This is a genomic window from Staphylococcus sp. GDY8P57P, assembly GCF_017892585.1.
GTDB lineage: Bacteria > Bacillota > Bacilli > Staphylococcales > Staphylococcaceae > Staphylococcus > Staphylococcus borealis.
Window position 1 is genome coordinate 1 of the sequence record NZ_JAESLK010000066.1, and the last position, 765, is coordinate 765.

The following is a 765-nucleotide window of genomic DNA, read 5'->3' on the forward strand; positions in this document are numbered from 1 at the left end:
TAAATGAAACATATAATATACGATTAAGTATCTTATTTAAAGTCGCTCAAATAGCTAAATCTGTATACTATTATTGGATAAATCAATTTAGTAAAGCTAATAAAGATGAAACATTGATTCAAGTAATAAAAGAAATATGTGAAGAATCAAACCATACCTATGGTTATCGTCGTGTTACACAAGCACTAAGAAATAGAGGTCTTATCGTAAATCATAAAAAAGTACTAAGAATCATGAAAGAATATAATCTAACTTGTACAAAGTTCACACATAGAGGCCGTAAGTATCGTTCCTTTAAAGGTAAAGTTGGTAAAGTAGCTCAAAATATATTAAATCGTAGATTTAAAACAAGTCTCCCATTTCAAAAAGTCGTAACAGATATTACAGAGTTCAAATTAATGAATGGTCAAAAATTATATTTATCACCTTTTATGGACTTATATAGTTCAGAGATTATCAGCTTTAAAATCTCAAGTCGTCCTACATTAGATATAGTCATCAATCCATTAAAAGAAATGATAGAGCGTCGTCCAAACCTAGACCACCGTTTAACAATACATTCAGATCAAGGCTGGCATTATCAACATTCGCAATACACTAAATTATTAAAAGAACATAAGATATTTCAAAGTATGTCTAGAAAAGGTAATTGTCTAGATAATTCAGTTATGGAAAACTTTTTTGGGTTACTAAAACAAGAAATGTATTATGGCCAAAAATTTAAAGATTTTCAAGATCTTGAACAAGCTATTCATCGATATATCA

1 protein-coding gene is annotated in these 765 nt (G+C 28.5%); it reads left to right on the forward strand.

Annotated elements, in window-relative coordinates; genetic code table 11:
- A partial coding sequence (locus KA878_RS13475; RefSeq protein WP_210142186.1) for an IS3 family transposase occupies window positions 1-765 on the forward strand: 765 nt, incomplete at both ends.